General features: G+C 64.5%; 12 protein-coding genes. 5 read left to right on the top strand and 7 right to left on the bottom strand.

The genetic code is table 11. The features are described from left to right. The first annotated feature begins 211 nt into the window (after nucleotides 1–211). Together BG22_RS06485 and rho are read left to right on the top strand one after the other, a co-directional pair. Nucleotides 212–1,825 (top strand): NAD(P)/FAD-dependent oxidoreductase, encoded by a 1,614-nt coding sequence (locus tag BG22_RS06485; protein WP_140494238.1) that lies wholly within the window; start codon nucleotides 212–214, stop codon nucleotides 1,823–1,825. A gap of 400 nt (nucleotides 1,826–2,225) precedes the next feature. Beyond that, nucleotides 2,226–4,454: a transcription termination factor Rho gene (gene rho, locus BG22_RS06480; protein WP_140494236.1), complete on the top strand. Its 2,229-nt coding sequence runs from the start codon at nucleotides 2,226–2,228 to the stop codon at nucleotides 4,452–4,454. Nucleotides 4,455–4,672: 218 nt separating this feature from the next. Here rho and BG22_RS06475 read toward each other — a convergent pair whose 3' ends face one another. Genes BG22_RS06475 through BG22_RS06455 form a run of 6 tightly spaced genes read right to left on the bottom strand, consistent with a single transcriptional unit; the run spans nucleotide 4,673 to nucleotide 11,552 of the window. Then, nucleotides 4,673–5,602 (bottom strand): DUF4392 domain-containing protein, encoded by a 930-nt coding sequence (locus tag BG22_RS06475; RefSeq protein WP_140494234.1) that lies wholly within the window; start codon nucleotides 5,600–5,602, stop codon nucleotides 4,673–4,675. A 49-nt stretch (nucleotides 5,603–5,651) separates the two neighbouring features. After that, the gene (locus BG22_RS06470) at nucleotides 5,652–7,673 is read right to left on the bottom strand and encodes a biotin carboxylase N-terminal domain-containing protein (protein ID WP_140494232.1); all 2,022 of its coding nucleotides are present in this window, start codon (nucleotides 7,671–7,673) and stop codon (nucleotides 5,652–5,654) included. Then, nucleotides 7,670–9,739, bottom strand: a complete 2,070-nt coding sequence (locus BG22_RS06465) for an urea amidolyase family protein (protein ID WP_219846932.1) — start codon at nucleotides 9,737–9,739, stop codon at nucleotides 7,670–7,672. The genes BG22_RS06470 and BG22_RS06465 overlap by 4 nt, the downstream gene beginning before the upstream one ends. A 21-nt stretch (nucleotides 9,740–9,760) precedes the next feature. After that, nucleotides 9,761–10,531, bottom strand: coding sequence for a LamB/YcsF family protein (locus BG22_RS06460; protein WP_140494230.1), 771 nt, complete (start codon nucleotides 10,529–10,531; stop codon nucleotides 9,761–9,763). Nucleotide 10,532: 1 nt separating this feature from the next. After that, nucleotides 10,533–10,697 (bottom strand): hypothetical protein, encoded by a 165-nt coding sequence (locus BG22_RS10850; protein ID WP_181163420.1) that lies wholly within the window; start codon nucleotides 10,695–10,697, stop codon nucleotides 10,533–10,535. 54 nt (nucleotides 10,698–10,751) lie between these two features. Next, entirely contained in the window at nucleotides 10,752–11,552 is an 801-nt protein-coding gene (locus tag BG22_RS06455; protein WP_140494228.1) for a putative hydro-lyase, read from the bottom strand. A 259-nt stretch (nucleotides 11,553–11,811) separates the two neighbouring features. Between BG22_RS06455 and BG22_RS06450 the strand changes: the two genes are divergently transcribed. From BG22_RS06450 to BG22_RS06440, 3 genes are all read left to right on the top strand, one after another. Beyond that, nucleotides 11,812–12,786, top strand: coding sequence for an aminodeoxychorismate lyase (locus BG22_RS06450; protein WP_140494226.1), 975 nt, complete (start codon nucleotides 11,812–11,814; stop codon nucleotides 12,784–12,786). A gap of 333 nt (nucleotides 12,787–13,119) precedes the next feature. Further along, the gene (locus BG22_RS06445) at nucleotides 13,120–13,509 is read left to right on the top strand and encodes a chorismate mutase (protein ID WP_094666645.1); all 390 of its coding nucleotides are present in this window, start codon (nucleotides 13,120–13,122) and stop codon (nucleotides 13,507–13,509) included. Nucleotides 13,510–13,850: 341 nt separating this feature from the next. Next, nucleotides 13,851–16,181, top strand: a complete 2,331-nt coding sequence (locus BG22_RS06440; protein ID WP_140494224.1) for a hypothetical protein — start codon at nucleotides 13,851–13,853, stop codon at nucleotides 16,179–16,181. Between the two features lie 65 nt (nucleotides 16,182–16,246). Here BG22_RS06440 and valS read toward each other — a convergent pair whose 3' ends face one another. After that, nucleotides 16,247–19,021 (bottom strand): valine--tRNA ligase, encoded by a 2,775-nt coding sequence (gene valS, locus BG22_RS06435; RefSeq protein WP_140494222.1) that lies wholly within the window; start codon nucleotides 19,019–19,021, stop codon nucleotides 16,247–16,249. Between the last annotated feature and the right edge of the window lie 24 nt (nucleotides 19,022–19,045).

Genomic DNA, 19,045 nt, shown 5'->3' with positions numbered 1-19,045 from the left:
GGGGTATTCTCGTTCACCTGTGGCTTGGCATGACTTGGCATAACGTGTCAGCATGGGCATTCTGTCGATATCGCTCTGTCGATATGTATGGGGAGCGCAGGGTGCGCGCATGAACCGACTATGAATATTCGTGGAGGAAATGCACAAGTGCAGAGTGCGTTTCCCGGCCTTGGGATAAGCTGTCGCTGATTTGGTTAGAAGGAGATTCACAGTGAGCGAAAAGCAATCCGTGGTGATTATCGGCGGTGGCCCCGCCGGTCTGACCGCCGCCTGGGAGTTCGTCAAGGACGGCGGTGCTGAGCATTATGACGTGACCGTGCTTGAGGAGACCCGCGTGTTCGGCGGCATCTCGCGCACCGTGCGCCACAACGGCAACCGCATGGACATCGGCGGCCATCGTTTCTTCTCGAAGGACACCCGCATCATGAACTGGTGGAAGGAGGTCCTGCCGCTGCAGGGCGCCCCCAGCTATGATGACAAGAAGCTGGGCCGCCACCATGATCTGGAGCCCGGCGGCCCTGACCCCGAGGTCACCGACGAAGTGATGCTCAAGCGCCACCGCGTCTCTCGCATCTTCTATGGCGGTCGTTTTTTTGACTACCCGATTTCCCTGAAGCCCTCCACGTTCAAGGCCATGGGCTTCGTGATGACCATGGAGGCCGGCTTCAGCTACCTGCGGTCCATGTTCCACAAGCTGCCCGAGACCAACCTCGAGAACTTCTACATCAACCGTTTCGGCCGTAAGCTGTACTCCATGTTCTTCGAGGGCTACACCGAGAAGCTGTGGGGCCGTCATCCCTCCCAGATCTCCGCCGACTGGGGCGCCCAGCGCGTCAAGGGTCTGAGCGTGCTCGGCGTGCTCAAGAACGCCTTCCAGAAGCTGATGCCGAAGAAGCGCTCCAACGCCGAGGTCGAGACCTCCCTCATCGAGGAGTTCTGGTACCCCAAGTATGGCCCGGGCCAGCTGTGGGAGACCGTCGAGAAGCGTTGCGAGGCCAACGGCGCCAAGGTCATCACCGATGCCAAGGTGGTCGAGGTCCGTCAGGACCACGGTGCCATCTCCTCTGTGGTGTACGAGGATTCCGAAGGCAACCGCACCGAACTCGCCGCCGACCAGTTCATCTCCTCCATGCCCATCAAGGACCTGGTCAACGCCATCGACGCCGCCGGTGAGGACGCCGAAGCGCCCGCGTCCAAGCCCGCGCCGAAGGACATGACCGTCATCGCCAACGGCCTGCCGTACCGCGATTTCGTCACCGTTGGCCTGCTCGTCAAGCGCCTGCGCCTCAAGAACACCACCAACATCCCCACCCTCGGCAACCCGCCGATCGTGCCGGACTGCTGGATCTACGTGCAGGACCCGGGCTACACCGTGGGCCGTATCCAGGTCTTCAACAACTGGAGCCCGTATCTGGTCAAGGATGTGGACGACACCGTCTGGATCGGTCTCGAATACTTCTGCGACGAGGGCGACGCCTTCTGGAACATGAGCGAAGAGGACTGCATCAAGTTCGCCATCCACGAGATGGTGCGCATGAAGGTCATCTCCAGCCCGGACGACGTGCTCGACACCCACCGCGAGAAGGTCAAGAAGGCTTACCCCGCCTACTTCGACACCTACTCCCAGATGGACGAACTGGTCGAATACCTCGATTCCTTCGGCAACCTCTACTGCGTGGGCCGCAACGGTCAGCACCACTACAACAACATGGATCACTCCATGGCCACCGCCATCGAGGCCGTCGGCAACATCAAGACCGGCAAGACCTCCAAGAAGAACGTGTGGTCCGTCAACACCGAAAAGTCCTACCACGAGGAGAAGTAGATAACGGAGCGTCCTCGTCGTTGCTCCTCGGTCGCAGTACCAATTTGTACTGCTTCCCTCGGTGCGCCTAGAGGCCGCACACGTTATCTACTTCCCCTACGGAGAATAAGCGGCAAAGCGTCCTCGTCGTTGCCCCCTCAGGAGGCGTGCGCCTGACTGCTCCCGTTAATCTCCTGTGATTGGCTCCCCTCAGACTGTGAACCTGAGGGGAGTTTTTGTTTTTCGAGACGGTCTCCGGATGGCGGCATTCCTGTTTTGCGTTGGTCGGCTAGCCGTTGTAGAGTATTCGAAGTTCGCTTGGTATCAGAGACGCCGCGAACATCTATGAGCGGTAGCACCGCACAATCACTCTTAACGCCGGCAGTGGCGCAAGCCTGTTCGGTACGGAAAGGGCATACCAGTGGCAAATAGCCAGAACCTTGAGGATATGAAGCTGCCTGAGCTGAAGGAGCTTGCCAAGCAGATGGGTTTGCGTGGCACGTCGACCATGCGCAAGCCGGAACTTCTCGCCACACTGCAGGCCGCGCGCAACGGCGGCGAACCGCCGGCGGGTGTGACGGTCCGTGCGCCCAAGACCACGGCTAAGTCGGCCCCGGCCGTCGCCAAGAAGGAGGCGGACAAGCCCGATACCTCCGGCGACACCTCAACGAAGGCGGTCACTGAATCCGCGCAGCAGGCGGCCAAGGAAGCGCCGGTTGCGCCGGTCGAGGCAGCGGCTCCGGCCCAGTCCGCGCCGGCCCAGAACGTGCCGAGCCAGCCCGCGCAGTCCGACGATTCCGCCGTCAAGACCCGTGCCTCCCGTAGGAACGATCAGTCCGTGGCCGGTGCGGTCGCCCAACTCGACCTGCCGTCCCTCGACGCCGACGCCGAGCCCCGTCGTGCCCGTCGCGTCCAGAATACGAAGGATGCCAAAGATTCCGCCGACGAGCCGCGTGCGTTCCGTCGCCGCAGCGAGGATCAGGCCGATACCGGCCGTCGCAAGACCCGTCAGCGCAACGATGAGGGCGACAGCCTGCTCGCTTCCCTGGATCTGGGCGAGGACGGCGATGGCCGTCGCCGCCGCACCCGTCGTGACGAGGCCGCCGAGCCGTTGATCCGTCGCGTGCGTGACGATGAGGACGACCAGCCGCGCCGTCGCCGTCGTCAGGAAGGCGACGAGGAGAACGTCCGCGATCTCGACGACATCCTGGCCACGCTGCCCACACAGGCGGCTCCGAAGCGGGACGACCAGCCGGAGGGCGACGAGCAGTCGGAGGAGCATGAATTCGTGCGTCGCAACCGCAATCGCGACCGTGGCGTGGACCGTAGCGAGCACAACGATCGCCGCGGACGCCGCATGCGCGGCCGTGACCGTGACGTGCTGGGCGCCGGCGATGAGGACCGTCGCTTCGACGAGCGTGCCGACCGCGACCGCGAGAACCGCCTCGACCGCGTCGATCGGAATGATCGCAATGACCGCCGTGACGAGCCGCAGGAGGATCTGGTGCCGGTGGCCGGCATTATCGACGTTCTCGACTCGTATGCCTTCGTGCGCACGTCCGGCTACCTGCCCGGCCCGAACGACGTGTACGTGTCGATGGGTCAGGTCAAGAAGTACGGTCTGCGCAAGGGCGACGCCGTGCATGGCTCCATTCGCGCCCCGCGTGAGGGCGACCGCCGCAACCAGCGCCAGAAGTTCGTGCCGCTGCAGTCCATCGACTCCATCAACGGTCAGAGCGTGGAAGAGGCCCAGAACCGTCCGCAGTTCTCGAAGCTCACCCCGCTGTACCCGCAGGAGCGTCTGAAGCAGGAGACCGCGCCGAACAAGATCACCGGCCGCATCATGGATATCGTGGCCCCGATCGGCAAGGGCCAGCGTGGCTTGATCGTCTCTCCGCCGAAGGCCGGCAAGACCATCACGCTGCAGAACATCGCCAACGCCATCGCCACGAACAACCCCGAGGTCCACCTTATGGTGGTGCTCGTGGACGAACGCCCCGAAGAGGTCACGGACATGGAACGGACCGTGCAGGGCGAGGTCATCTCCTCGACCTTCGACCGCCCGGCCTCCGACCACACCACGGTCGCCGAACTCGCCATCGAGCGTGCCAAGCGACTGGTGGAGCTCGGCCAGGACGTGGTGGTGCTGCTCGACTCGATGACCCGTCTGGCCCGCGCGTACAACATCGCCGCCCCGGCCTCCGGCCGCATCCTGTCCGGTGGTGTGGACGCCCAGGCGCTCTACCCGCCGAAGAAGTTCTTCGGCGCGGCCCGCAACATCGAAAACGGCGGATCGCTCACCATCATCTCCTCCGCGCTGGTGGAGACCGGTTCCAAGATGGACGAGGTGATCTTCGAGGAGTTCAAGGGCACGGGCAACATGGAGTTGCGTCTGTCCCGCGAACTGGCGGACAAGCGACTGTTCCCGGCCATCGACATCAACGCCTCCGGCACCCGCCGCGAAGAGCTCATCACCGATCCGCAGGAGCTGCCGATCATCTATCGTCTGCGCCGACTGCTGGGCGGTATGGAGCCTGAGCAGGCATACCAGACGCTGGTGCCGCGCCTCAAGAAGACCGCCACCAACCGCGACTTCCTCGCCGCCATCGTGCAGCAGGCCAACAACGGCAACGCGGTCAACGGCAACTGATCGGCAGCCGGAGTCTACGAACGGCAACAAAATCGGCCTTTGAACGATACGGTGTGATTCCCCACAGGCGAATGCTTGTGGGGCACGAAACACACGGTACCGGTCAAAGGCCGATTGCTATGGAGTTCAGGACATTAGGTGTTGAACGCTACCGTGACAAGATGGTGCTTGCACCCAGCTCGCACGGCTTTCCGGTTTGTCCTATTTGTCAGGTCAGCTCACCGCGCCAGCGCGCTCAGCGCCTTGACTTCGGCGTAATACCGGTCGGGATTGAGGCCGTCCACGGTGGGTACGTTGTTCATATGCACGCCGTCGAGGCCGCCGTGCGACACAATCGTCTCCAATGTGGATTGATGCCAGGACGGGGCGAGGTACGGCTCGACCTCCGTCCGGCCCATGGCACGGATGGCGCAGACCAATGCGTGCGCGCCCCAATTCGAGGTGCCGGAGACGATGAGCTGATCGGTCGGCACCGTGCAGGCGATGTCCTCACCGTGGGCCACCACGCCTTCGATGGCATACTCGGCCACACGCCCCATGCCGATTTCATTACCGCCGTCGCCCACCCCGATGGTGTGCAGATCCATTTGCGTCAGGCGGCTCAGTGGCGCGGTCCATTCGGTGATGTCCACGCCACGCATGTTGCGCGGCCGTCCATCCCGTGCGGGGCCCACGCGCTCGATGTAGATGATCGTATCGATGTCATTGGCCTTGGCCATATCGATCACGCCGTTCATCCAACTGTCGAACGCGCCGCTTTCCGTGGGGGCGATCAGCACATGATCGGCCGGCAACTGCGCTTCCGCAGCCGGCCGAATCACCGGTTCGCAGCATTCGTCGCTGACCAGCCAGGCGTCCCCGCCGATGGCGCGCAAGGCCATGCAGACCTCGATGGCGCCCAGCGGCCCGTCGGTTTCGGCGGCGGGTTCCTGCGCCTGCGGAATGAAGAATCCGGTGACCGCCAGCGCTTTGGCCGGCGACCCGACCGTCAGGTGCCGCGCTGCTCGGAACAGGTCACCGCGCGAGAACGTCATCAGCGTTTCCGAACCGCGGCCCACGTCGCGGCTGGCCAGATTCGAGATGCGTGCGATTTTCGGGTAGTACCTCCAGCTGAGCAATGATGCCAGCGAACCGGTATCCGCAGTCATGATTCCTTCCTTTCCCCTTATGTGCCCTTATGCGTCTCGCATTCGTTCCTTACGCGGTGACGGTGCCCAACGGCTGATCGATCCGGACGGAGTCGCCGATCGTTGCGGCCTGATGCAGCGTTCCCGAGGCGGGGGAGGGGACCTCGGTCTCCATCTTCATGGCCTCCAACACCACCACCGGGTCGCCCTGTTGCACCTGTGCGCCGTCATCGACAAGCCATCGCACCACCGTGCCGCTGATGGTGGCGGCGACGGCGTTGCCGTTCGTCACGGCGGCGTTTGCACCGGTAGTCGCACCGGTTCCGGCAAGCGAGCCAGAGGCAGCCAACAGCGCCGCGATGCCGCTCATCGAATTGGGAAGTGGGGAGCCCGCAGCATCGGCGATGGCGGTCATCCCGGTGCACATGGCCGAGCCGGATGTTCCGGTCGGCGCGTTTGCCGTGGCATTTGCCGCCAACCCCGTCAAGCCGGCGCCCAACGCCGCGACTCCGGCGAAGGATGCCGGCAACCCAAGCCGCAATCGTTTGCCGTCCACCTCCACCCAGCTCTCCACCGGCTTGTCCTGTGCGGTGCGCGCGTCGTACCGTCCGCCGGACAACGATTGCACATCGGCGGCGGGCAGGAATTCCTCCTCGATCCAACGGGTGTACACGGCGAACCGTCCGTCCGCCGCGGCGAAATCCGGATGGGCCAATACGGCCTGATCGAACGCCTTGACGGTGGGCACCCCGCCGATCTCCAGCTCGGCCAGCGCCCGCTTGGCCCGCAATAGGCATTCATCGCGCGTGGGCGCCCAGACCACGAGTTTGGCGAGCATCGAATCGAACTGATCAGGCACCACCGACCCGGCCGCAACGCCCGAATCCCAACGGATGCCGGGGCCGGTAGGCACCCGCAGCGAGGTGACCGTGCCGGGGAACGGCACGAAGCCGCGCGCCGGATCCTCGGCGTTGATGCGGAATTCGACGGCATGCCCATGCGGCCGAATCGCCGGTACCGACGCATCCAGCGCCTCCGACGACGTTTCGGCCGCCGATGAACGTTCCCGCGCCGCCAAAGCCGTCGCATCCGCCGCACCGGCCAGAACCACCTCCAGCGGCGTGCCCTCGGCAATCGCCAGCTGCGCCTCGACCAGATCGACGCCGCAGGTCATTTCGGTGACCGGATGCTCCACCTGAATGCGCGTGTTCACCTCCATGAACGACATCGTGCCGTCCGGGTCCACCAGAAACTCCACCGTTCCCGCACCCGTATACCGTGCGCGCTCGCAGATGGCCACGGCCGCGTCCCTGAGCCGCCGTTCGGTATCGGCGGGAAGGAAGGGCGCCGGCGCCTCCTCGATCAGCTTCTGGTTGCGACGCTGCAGCGAGCAGTCGCGTGTGCCCACGGCCTCCACATGGCCGTACGCATCACCCAACACCTGCACCTCCACATGGCGGGGGCGCGCCAGAAACCGTTCGATGAAGCAGTCGCCGTTGCCAAACGCCAGTTGCGCCTCATGCGTGGCCGAAACGAACGCCTCCTCCACGTCCGCCAGCTCATGCACCACCTTGAGTCCGCGTCCGCCGCCGCCATACACGGCCTTGATGGCCAGCGGCAGACCATACTCGCGCGCGAACGCAACCACTTCGGCCGGGTCCCGTACCGGTTCCGTGGTGCCGGGCGCCATCGGCGCGCCCACGTCCGCGGCGATGCGACGGGCCTGCACCTTGGAGCCAAGCTCACGGATCGTCTCGGGGGAGGGGCCGATCCACACCATGCCCGCAGCAATCACAGCCGCGGCGAAATCGGCGTTTTCGGACAGGAACCCGTACCCCGGGTGCACGGCGTCCGCATGCACACGACGCGCCACATCGATGATGCGCCCGATGCTGAGATAGGTTTCGCGTGACGTTCCGCCGCCCAGCGCGTACGCCTCGTCCGCCAGATGCACGAACAATGCATCGGCGTCCGGGTCGGCGTACACGGCTATGGCCGTACGACCCGTATCCTGACAGGCGTGAATCACGCGCACCGCGATTTCACCGCGATTCGCTATGAGAATGCGCTGAATATGACGGGTTTCGCTCATAGTGATGCCTCCGTTGCCTGTTCGTGTGTCCGTTCTGCGAATTCATGTGATGCGATGGCTCCGTCATCCTGCGAAGCGAGCCGCGGGTCGGAGCCACTCGTCGCTGCCATGTGGTGTCTCGCCGGCGTCGCCGTCACGCGGAATGTCACTCTGGCTCCCGGCGGCAATTGTCCCGCCATCGCCAATGATGCCGTGGTCAGCACGGCCACCACCGGGTACCCTCCGGTGACCGGCTGATCGCGTAGGAATATCACCGGCTGGCCGCTGGTCGGCACCTCGACGGCTCCGGCGACGGTCGCCTCGCTGGCCAGTTCGACGGCGTCGCGGCGTTCCAGCGGCACCTCGCCGCTCAACCGCAATCCCACGCGGTTCGACTGTGCGGTGACCAGCCATTCCTGCTCCAGCAGCGTGTTTAATCCCGCATCGGTGAACCAGTCGGCGCGCGGCCCCAACGTCACCTCCAGCGTGGTGGTCGTGCCGGGCGAAGGCAGATCGGAAGGCCAGTCCTCGCGGGGAGCCACGCCGGCCGAGACCGCCGACGGCCGGCGAGTACCAGGGTCGGCATCGCGATGACGGTTGTCGTCCGTGGTGCGTTGGCCGTCGGTAGGCTCTGTGCGCAAGCCGGTGCCGATGGGCACGGTCTGCCCCGCGTGCAATGGCTTGGGACCGATGCCGCTCATGGTGTCGGTGGAGGCCGAACCGAGCATGCGCGGCACGTCGAAGCCGCCCATCACGGCGAGATAATCGCGCAATCCGGCGGTCGGCGTGCCAATCGTCATGGTTTCTCCGTCACGCAACAGGAATGCCTCCTGACCGCCGATGGCAAACGGCCGACCGCCGTCACGCCCCGTGATGGTGATATCGACCGGTGCGCCGGCGACGGCCACGACCGCATCGCCGCTGGCCTGGATCATGGCACCGCCGTTGGTCAGTTCGATGGCCGGTGTGCCCGGTGCGTTTCCGACAAGGGCGTTCGCCAGATGATAGGCGATCGGGTCGGCCGCGCCGGACCCTGTGACGCCCATGTTCGCGGCGTTGCGGCCGTCGTCCTGGAACGTGGCCAGGATGCCGGGGCGCAGAACGATGAGGGCCGAAGTGGAGGGCGATGCGGCGTTCCGCTGGAATGTGTCGGATGCGGCGATGTCTGGGGAGGCTGCGTTTGTAGGGAAATCCGCGCTCGCCGAGGCACCAGCGCTCGCGGGCGAGCCCGAGACTATCGGTGTTTGGGGACGAACCGGCGCAAACCGGACCGTATCGCCGGGCTGCAACAGCGCCGGAACCTTGGCGGAATCATCCCACATCGGCACATCGGTGTGCCCGATAAGCTGCCAGCCGCCGGAGCTTGGGCGTGGGTAGATGCCTGAGAACTTGCCGGCGAGCCCCACGGCGCCTGCCGGCACGGAAAGGCGGGGCGTCGCGCGGCGCGGCACGTCAAAGCACGGGTCGCCGCCGGTGAGGTAGGCGAATCCCGGTGCGAATCCCACGAACGCCACGGACCATGGGGTACCGCAATGCCGCGCGATCACGGCTTCGGATGACAGGCCGAGCATGTCCGCCACCTCGGCCAGATCCTCGCCGTCGTACGTCACCGGAATGGAGATGGCATGGGCGGCGTGTGCGACGTCCACGCGTGTATCCAGCCCCCGTACTGCGGTCTCAAGCTCGGCGCGCGTGGTGAGGAGCGGATTGAAGCGTATGAACAGCGTTCGCGCCGCTGGAATCAGTTCGGTGATTGCCGACAGTGCGTCCGCGTGGTGCGACGCGCGCGCGGCAATCCCCTTCATGTTCGGAGAAACGCCGGCCGGGTAGTCCGCGTCGAAGGTTGGCGAAGAGCCTGGGCGAGCGTGGAGGGATTGACCTGTTGCTGATTGCGTCGGTGTCGTTATGGGCGCACATGCTGATGATTCGGCTGCGGAGGCCGCCGCCTTCACAGCGGCGAACAAGCGCAGCGTCGCGTTCAGATCATCACATTCGATGAGCATGCCGCGATCGCCGCAGACCAGAAACCGCAGCCTCTGGTCTGCGGCGTCGTCGATTCCATTGGATTGCTTGTTGCCGATGATCATACCGTGCCTACCATGCGGTTATCAGCTGGCATGGCCCGCGAACGGCCGAACGGTCACGCCGCCGGCTTCAAGACGCTCCCGCACCGCCTTCGCCATGGCCACGGCCGCCGGCGAATCACCGTGTACGCATACCGAATCGGCGGTGATGGGCACCACGGTGCCATCAATCGCCTCAACGGTGCCGTCCGAAACCATGCGCGCCACGCGGTCGGCCACCACGCTCGGGTCGGTAATCACGGCACCCGGCTCGCGACGGGAGACCAGCGTGCCCGACGGCGTGTAGGCGCGGTCGGCGAACGCCTCGCGGTACACGGCCAGTCCTGCCTGCTCGGCCAGCCGTCCCACGGCGGAACCAGGCAGCGTGAGCAGTCCCAGTGACGCGTCGACCATTTGTATCGCGTGAATCACGCAGGCGGCCTGCCGCTCGTCTGTGACAATCCGGTTGTAGAGCGCGCCATGCGGCTTGACATATGAGACGTGAGTGCCGGCGGCGGTGGCAAGCCCCTCGATGGCGGCAAGCTGGTACATCACGTCCGCCGTGAGATCCTCGTCGGACTCGTCCACATAGCGCCGACCGAACCCGGCCAAATCCCGGTACGACACATGCGCGCCCACCGTGACGCCGTTCTCGGCCGCATTGCGAAGCGTGCGGACCATGACGGCGGGGTCCCCGGCGTGGAAGCCGCAGGCGATGTTCGCACTGGACACCACGGTGAGCAGCGATTCGTCGTCGCCCAGCGTCCAGCGGCCGAAGCTCTCGCCCATATCGCTATTGAGATCGATCGCGGGCATGTCAGGCCTCCTCGTCGATGAATCGGATGGACCAGTTCACGGTCGGTCCCTTCGGCCGCGGGACTGCGGCGTCCTTATACTGGCCGTCAGCCGACGCCCCGGCCGGGGCGGCCATATCAATCAGGCCGGCCGCCATGCCGTCTTCCGGGATGATAGGTGTTTCCATGAATGGCTTCCTTTGCTGGTGATGAAGTGTGTCCATCGGGGCCGGATGCCGCCGTCAGACCATATACCGTCGATCCTCCACGTCGGTGATGAACATGTGCCCCGGCGCATGGGTGATGGCGAAATGCGGCTTGGACGCCATCACCGCGGCCTGCGGAGTCACGCCGCACGCCCAGAACACGGGGATGTCGCCGGGCTCGAGAATCGGGGCATCACCGTAATCAGGATGGTCGAGGTCGGTGATGCCGATGGATTGCGGGTCGCCGACGCACACCGGCGCGCCGTGCACGGACGGGTAGTAGCCGGAGATACGACAAGCATCCGCGACCTGTTGGGCCGGAATGCCGCGCATCGAAACGACCATATTGGACTTGAACGCCCCAGCCGGACGGCACACGATCGACGTGTCATACATGGGCACGTTCCGGCCGGCGGTGATGTGCCGCACCGGGATGCCGTCGTCCATCAGGGGGAATTCGAACGTGAACGAGCAGCCGATGATAAACGTGACCAAGTCATCCCGCCAATAGTCGCGGACGTCCTTCACCTCGGCGACCAGCTCCCCGTCCTCCCAGACGCGGTAGAGCGGCACGTCCGTGCGGATGTCCGCGCCGGGAGCGGTCGACGGTTCGGTCACGCCGGGCTCCATCACCTCCAGCAGCGGGCAGGGTTTCGGATTGCGCTGGGCGAACAGCAGGAAATCAAACGCCTGTTCCTTGGGCAGGATCATGAGATTGGCCTGCGCGTGGCCGCGTGCGATACCGCAGGTGGGGCGCACCTCGCCGGCGCGGAATGCGGCGCGGACTGCGGACGGTGTGGAGTCGGCGTCGAGTGTGGTGGTGAATTGGCTGGTCATGGAACACAACCTACGTGCCGTAATCGTTCGGTGTCATACGGCTATGTGACGGCTGTGTTTCGGACGTTCCCGTGTCGAACTCGGCTGAAACAAACGGTGGCTAGCGTGAAGGCATACGCGAAGGCGAGGCACCGCGCGAAGCGGCGGCAACGGTTGGCGCGTATTGGAATCATTGGAATCGTGAGACTGCCGGGCCATTGGCGGCGATGCGGAATGCGGGCCGCGAAGATGGCTGTGAGTGAAGGAAAGAGGATTCACCGTGAGCTCGATTGTTTTGGGAATGGGTAATGGCGCGCTCATGTTCGGCGACGCTGATGTCAGCGATGTGCCGGACAGCGACCTGATCGAACTGGTGGACCCGGAGACGGTCAACATCAACGCTTTCGACCTGAGTGTGCTGCGTGGCGACGGCATCTTCGAGGCCACCACCGCGTGGAAGGGATTCCCGGTATCGCTGGAGATCCACCTGCGTCGTCTGGTCCGTTCGGCCAGACTCATGGACATGCCGGAGCCCAACGTTGCGGCAATCACGCGTGGCGTCCAAGCGGTCATGAACGCCTACGACGACCCTGAGCCCGGGCCGATGCTGCGCATCATCGTCTCCCGAGGCCTGGATGTGTCCACTGGCGTGGGCAAGGCCGCGGCCGCTGAGGGCAAGACCGCGCCGACCATTTTCATTTTCGAGGACGGCAAGGGCACGTTGCACACGCCCGATCCGATCACCATGGCCTCCATGACCCGCGGCTATCCTTCGGACATCACGGCCCGTGCGCCGTGGCTGCTGAACGGCGCCAAGACACTCAGCTATGCCTTCAATTGCGCGGTGCATCGTGAATGTGACCGGCGAGGTGTGGGCGACGCGGTGTTGTTCACCGAGGATGGCTACACGCTCGAATGCCCGAACTCCACCATCGTGGGCCGATACGGCTCCACGCTGGTCACGCCCGATCCGCGCATCGGCATCCTTGACGGCACCACGCAGCGTGAAATGTTCTCGTGGGCGCTGCAGGAAGGTCAGCAAGCGGTATACAAGAAGCTGCCGATTGAGGAGCTGCGTGATGCCGATCGCCTCTACATGGTGCATGGCGGCTGGGTCATTCCGGTCAAGGAGCTCGACGGCAAGGCGTATGAGTGCGACCCGGCCGAAATCGCGGCCATCAACGATGCGATTCACTCCGGCCGTACCCATGACGACGCGCTTTCCATCGGCCCCACCGGCGATTACGAGTTCTGAACGCCGGTAATCGTCGGTATCTCGGTTGCAAGGGGTACATCGGGGCTGTTCCGGACAGCTATCTGCTTTGCAAGGGGTACCTCAACAGTGAAGTCCCGAGTAGATGCGCCCTCATTTCAACGTCACTACTCGGGATTTTCCGTATTAGGTACCCCTTGCAAAGCAGATAGCTGCGCGCACAGGCCGAAATGTACCCCTTGCAACCGAGATACCGACATGTCGCATGTCATGTTGGCGGAGCATGCCGTGTTTCCGCTGCCTGTCTGCCCGCGCCGGTGCTTTGGATGCGAGGAGCATGGCGTGGTGCCGCTCGGCAGGAGTATTCTCGAATCTATGAGCGAAACGAGCAGTGACTGGCAAAGGACCACCATCGACTCCGCCCAGGCGGCGGCCCATCCGGAAACCGCCCAGGCGGTCGCACGCATCAAGGATTTGCGCCAATCCATCGATAACATCGATTCCGCGGTCATTTCGTTGCTGGCGGAGCGGTTCAAGGCCACGTCCCGCGTCGGAGTGCTGAAGGCCAGTGCCGGCTTCGCCCCGGAGGACACCAAGCGCGAGGATTACCAGATCGAGCGTCTGCACCGCATCGCCATCGATGCGGGATTGGACCCGGAAATCGCCGAGATGTACCGCGAATTCGTGGTGACCGAGGCCAAGAAGCGTCATAAGCGCATTGCGGATGCCGGCGGCGATCCGGGTGTGCTCGACGTGTTCGCCTGACACTGTAACGGCTGGTGAACGATTGAAAATGCGGCATTCGTGAACCGCATCGGTGGTTGATACCCGGTGTTGGTTACGCGCAAGGGCCCATCGAGCTTGTGAAGACTCGGTGGGCCCTTGCTATAGGAGCGCTATAGGGGGCAGTGACGCCTCTCGGCGGTTTCGCCGATTGCTGCGGCCGGCGGCATGGCATTCCGATGTTGAACAACGAGAGCTGGTCTGCATGGTTTTCGCGGGACGTTTCGCTCGGGGTGCATATCGACTAGATTGATATCCGGACGACGGATGCTATGGTCTGGCCCGTCTGATGATGGTGTGTCCCTCGCGTGAATGGATGTTGGATGAAGCTTGCCGCCGCCTTGGTCAGTTGCGCTTTGTGTGTGACCGCCGCCACCGGTGGCATCTGGCTGAGCCGGCCCGCCGACGTGGATTATGATCCGCTGCTTGCCGCTGCCAATGACCGGTATGCGGTGCTTGATGAGAACGGCACGCCCACGCGCTGGTATGTGGCTGGCCCGTCGGCGACGAATGCGGCTTCGGCCGATAACGCCACTGGCTCCGGCAGTGCGCAGGGATCGCAGAATAACACGCAGGATAATCAGGGCGCCGAACACGGCCAGTCGGAAACGTCTGCGGGATGGTCGGTCACGCGCATTCCCGCCGGCTCCGATACCGCGCCGACCTCCCCGTGGAAGGTTGCAGTGACGTATTCGCTGGACGGCCCGAATGTGGACGCCGACGACGTACGCAATGCCTCCGGTCTCGTCGGCATCTACATCGACATCACGCCCGCCACCGACGAAGCCAAGACGAGCATGCCGGTCGTGGCCTTCACCGTGCCCACCCAAGTGGCCGACGACATCTCCGCGGATAAAGGCGTGTCCCTGTCCGCACAAGGCTCCGACACGCTTATCGCCGCTGCGGGAAAGCCCGGCGAAGGGCTGAACTTCAGCTGTTACATGAACGCCAAGGAATTCACGATGAGCCCGGTGGCGTTCGCCTCGCTCCCTTCGGAGGGGAATGACACCGCGGCGACGGGCGCTGATGTCGATTTGGGCGAGGTGTCAGGACAGAATGGTCAGCCGCAGACCAATCAGTCAGATCAGACCGGGCAGACGGCTGACGCTGATGCCGCAGGCGCGGCAGCGCCGCAGTCTGGTGAAGCCGCCCAGTCCGCCGATGCCGCGCAACTCGTCGCGACGGCCACTTCGTTGGTCGATTCCCTCACCGATGCCGGTTCCGGCGAACACCAGCAGCTGATTGAGCAGCTCAAGGCGCTACGGGACAACGAGCGCCGACTGGACCAGTCCGTGGTCGCTGAACGCAAGGCCGCCCATAAGCAGACGTTCGACAACTACATGGCCGCGTACGTGGGCTCCTACACCACCCATCTTTCCGGGTCGATCGGCACCTCCACGCAGCTGCCCGCGCTGATGGGCACCGCCGGGGAATTGTCCGGAGACACGCCCTTGGCTCAGGCGGTCCTCGATCTCGCCGATGCGGTAAACAACGTGAGTGCGGCGCATATGCACGCCGGAGCCGTGGACGCTTTGGACGAGGTGATTCGCCGCATCCAGCAGCAGGGTACCACCGGACTCATCGATGATCTGACCACGGAAGCCGCCGAAGAGGCCACCAAAGGCTCCCAGCAGTATGCGGATGGGCAGAGCCAGTTATCCGCCGCGATGATTCCGTATTCGATGAAGTACACGGACGTCTACACGTCCAATCTGTCGCTGTTGACCGGCGGCACATCCGCCGGCGCCTCCGCCTACACGCAACAGGCCATCGCCGAGACCAACGGCAGTGGAGATCTGAAGGACGCGCAGGCCAAAGTGGACGCCGCGATGGCCACGCTCGCCGCAGCCTGCGAGCACACCGGCAAGTCGCAGGCGCTCAAGCAGATCGTGCTGCGGTTCTCCGACCAGTTCGAAGGTGGCGCGGCGACGGACGATGTAACGAATGGTGCGACGGGCCGTAGGACGGGCGATGCCAAGGATGATCAGGCTGGCGGCCAATCCGTCGCCGATTCGACCGGAGTGAACGCCGTGACCGGACTGGCCGATCCGCAGTCCCAATCCTTCTATGGCCGAACCAAGGCCGCTGACGCGAAACGCAAGGCCCAAGCGGCACTCAAACAGGCCGAGGAGGCCAAGCAGCAGCAGTCGCAGGATGCCAACGCCTCGCTGGTGGACGATACGATTTCGATGTCCGCCGGCGACGTAATGAGCTATGCCAATGGGCTGACTTCGGCGTTGGGCAGTGGAAAGTCCGGGGATGCAGGGCAGTCGGGGGCGCCCGCATCGTCCGACAAGTCCGGGGCGGGCGCCGGGGAATCATCGGACGCCGCCAACTCTGCGGGTTCCGCGGGTTCTTCGGGCTCCGGCAACGGCCAGATCGCCGATCAAAAGGGTGCCGGCAATGACGGGACCGGTGACGGGTCATCCACGACCCAGACCACGCATGACGACACCAATGACGCTCCGGTGCTGTTCGGCTTCGGCAAGGGCGGCACGTTGCTCACGCGCGACATGAGCACGTTGATTGGCGAGACCGTGGATCTTGGCGATGCCGGCGCACTCATCACCCAAGCCGCGACCCAGCTTGGAACCGCCGTGCCGCAGACGCACACCGACCGGCCGCGCTACCTGCTGGTGATTCCCACCGTGTGAATCACCGCAACCGAGCCCTGATATGAAAATCGGCTCCCCTCGCTGAGGGAAGCCGATCTCACTTGTTACTTCTTCACCGGCGGCTCGCCGAGTTCGCTGTCCTCGACGATCACGTTGATGGCGTTTTCGGTTTCGGCCTTGGCGCTCTTGGCCGCGTCGGCGGCGGCTTCGGCGGTCGCGCGCACGGCCTTGATCGCGGCGGCGGCACCCACGAAGGAGATGCGGCCCACCACGCGGCCGGCCTCGGCGATATCGCCCAGAGCGCTTTCGAGGGACTCGCGCACCTCGTCGTCCACACCGAGCTTGACCGACAGAAGCGGCGTCTTCATGGAGACCTTCGCCTTGGACTTGATGCCACGCAGCGCGGCCAGCGCCTCGCCGGCGTGGGCCAGCAGGTCGGGGGAGACCTTGAAGGCCGCGGCGGCATACACGTCCGGAGTCGGCCATGCGGCGCGGTGCACGGAGCCTTCGCCCTCGTGCATCCAGCTCCACACCTCTTCGGTGGCGTACGGCAGGTACGGGGCGAGCAGACGCGCGAATGCATCCAGACCCAGACCCAGCGCGGTGCGGGCGGACTTCACGGCGGCCTCGGACGGCACATGACCGGTCGCGTCGGCGGTGCCGTAGGCGCGGTTCTTGACCAGCTCGATGTAGTCGTCGCAGAACTGCCAGAAGTAGGACTCGATGGTCTCGAGCGCCTTGGAGTGCTCGTAGGCTTCCATCGCATCGGTGGCCTGACGGACTACCAGCGCCATCTTGGCCATCGCGGCGCGGTCCAGCGGCTCGGTCACATCGGCCGGGTCCCAGGCGGCCGTGGCCGCGGCGCCCACATGATGGTTCTCGTCCTCGCGGCCGATGGCCAGCGCGAACTTGGTGGCGTTCAGTAGCTTGATGGCCAGTCGGCGGCCGATCTTCATCTGGCCGACGTCGTACGTGGCGTCCAGACCCAGGCGAGCGGCGGCGGCCCAGTAGCGCACGGCGTCCGCGCCGAACTTCTCGATCGGCTCGTTCGGCACCACGACGTTGCCCTTGGACTTCGACATCTTCTTGTGGTCCGGGTCGAGAATCCAGCCGGACAGCGTGGCGTGGGCCCACGGCAGGCAGTGGTTCTCAAGATGTGCGCGGTCCACGGTGGAGAACAGCCAGGTACGGATGATGTCCTGACCCTGCGGGCGCAGATCCATCGGGAACGTGGAGGCGAACAGGGCCTTGGACGCCTCGTCCGGCTCGGCCCAGTGGGTCACGATCTGCGGGGTGAGCGATGAGGTCGCCCACGTATCCATGATGTCCTTCTCGGCGGTGAAGCCACCGGGCACGTCACGCTGCTCGGCGGTGAAGCCTTCCGGCACGTCGATGGTCGGATCGATCGGCAGGCGGTCTTCGGACGGGGTCAGCGGGTGATCGTAGTCGGCGGTGCCGTCCTCAAGCACCGGGTACCACAGCGGGAACGGCACGCCGAAGAAGCGCTGGCGGGAGATCAGCCAGTCGCCGTTGAGGCCATGCACCCAGTTGTCGTAGCGCACGCGCATGAAGTCCGGGTGGAAGTTGAGCTCCTTGCCGCGCTCGATGAGCTGGGCGTTGAGCTCCGGATCGGTGCCGCCATTCTTCAGGTACCACTGGCGGGAGGTGACGATCTCGAGCGGCTTGTCGCCCTTCTCGTAGAAGTTCGTCATACGCTTGGTCGGCGTCGGCTCACCGTCCAGATCACCGGACTCACGCAGGTGGTCCACGATGATCTTGCGGGCGGAGAACGTGGTCTTGCCGGCGGTCTCCTCGAAGATTGCCTTGCCGTTCTCGTCGGTGATCCAGTCCGGCACGGTCATGACGATGCGGCCGTTGCGCTGGATGATCGAACGGGTGGGGAGCTTGAGGTCGCGCCACCACTGCACATCGGTCACGTCACCGAAGGTGCAGCACATGGCGATGCCGGCGCCCTTGTCCATCTCGGCGGCCGGGTGCGCGAGGATCGGCACCTTGACCTTAAACAGCGGGGAGTAGACGTACTGGCCGAAGTACTGCTTGTAGCGGTCGTCCTCCGGGTTGGCGATCAGCGAGGTGCAGGCCGCCAGCAGCTCGGGACGGGTGGTCTCGATGTAGATCGGGGTGCCGTCCTCGAAGCGGAAGGCCACCTTGTGGTAGAAGCCCGAGTATTCGCGGGATTCGAGCTCGGCCTGGGCCACGGCGGTCTGGAAGGTCACGTCCCACAGGCCGGGGGCGTCCTGCTGGTACGCCTCGCCACGGGCCAGATTGCGCAGGAACGCCTTCTGGGCCACGCGCTGCGGGTGCTCGCCGATGGTGTGGTAGGTCTGCGACCAGTCGATGGACAGGCCCAGCTTGCGCCACAGCGCCTCGAACTGCTTCTCATCCTGGGCGGTGAGCTTCTCGCACAGCTCGATGAAGTTCTTACGGGAAATCGGCACCTGATCCTTGGCGTCGATCTTCTTGCCGTCGGTGCCCTCGAACGGCGGCTTGAAATCAGGGTCGTAGGGGAGGGACACGTCCACGCGCACGCCGTAGTAGTTCTGCACGCGACGCTCGGTAGGCAGGCCGTTGTCGTCCCAGCCCATCGGGTAGAACACGTCGTAGCCGCGCATGCGCTTGTAGCGTGCGATCACATCGGTATGCGTGTAGGAGAACACATGGCCCACATGCAACGAACCGGAGACGGTGGGCGGCGGGGTGTCGATGGAGTACACGGCCTTGCGGTCGCGGGTGTTCTGGAATTTGTAGGTGCCGTTGTCGTCCCAAACGGCGCGCCACTTGTCCTCAAGACCGTCCACGCCGACCTTGTCGGGCAGCGGGGTGAGGTTGGCGGTGATGATGGATTTGCCTTCAGTCATAACGCCAAAGTTTATGCATGTTGC

The organism is Bifidobacterium sp. UTBIF-78 (assembly GCF_006408945.1).
In the GTDB taxonomy this organism is placed as follows: Bacteria; Actinomycetota; Actinomycetes; order Actinomycetales; family Bifidobacteriaceae; genus Bifidobacterium; species Bifidobacterium myosotis.
Note: the sequence above shows the minus strand (reverse complement) of the source record. Positions and strands in the feature narration are given on the sequence as shown.

What these genes read in the sequence shown, in the direction of transcription:
- BG22_RS06475 (WP_140494234.1), bottom strand. Translation starts at nt 5,602, where the DNA reads ATGACTGCGGATACCGGTTCGCTGGCATCATTGCTCAGCTGGAGGTAC.
- BG22_RS06470 (WP_140494232.1), bottom strand. Translation starts at nt 7,673, where the DNA reads ATGAGCGAAACCCGTCATATTCAGCGCATTCTCATAGCGAATCGCGGT.
- BG22_RS06465 (WP_219846932.1), bottom strand. Translation starts at nt 9,739, where the DNA reads ATGATCATCGGCAACAAGCAATCCAATGGAATCGACGACGCCGCAGAC.
- BG22_RS06460 (WP_140494230.1), bottom strand. Translation starts at nt 10,531, where the DNA reads ATGCCCGCGATCGATCTCAATAGCGATATGGGCGAGAGCTTCGGCCGC.
- BG22_RS10850 (WP_181163420.1), bottom strand. Translation starts at nt 10,697, where the DNA reads ATGGAAACACCTATCATCCCGGAAGACGGCATGGCGGCCGGCCTGATT.
- BG22_RS06455 (WP_140494228.1), bottom strand. Translation starts at nt 11,552, where the DNA reads ATGACCAGCCAATTCACCACCACACTCGACGCCGACTCCACACCGTCC.
- BG22_RS06445 (WP_094666645.1), top strand. Translation starts at nt 13,120, where the DNA reads ATGAGCGAAACGAGCAGTGACTGGCAAAGGACCACCATCGACTCCGCC.
- BG22_RS06440 (WP_140494224.1), top strand. Translation starts at nt 13,851, where the DNA reads ATGAAGCTTGCCGCCGCCTTGGTCAGTTGCGCTTTGTGTGTGACCGCC.
- valS (WP_140494222.1), bottom strand. Translation starts at nt 19,021, where the DNA reads ATGACTGAAGGCAAATCCATCATCACCGCCAACCTCACCCCGCTGCCC.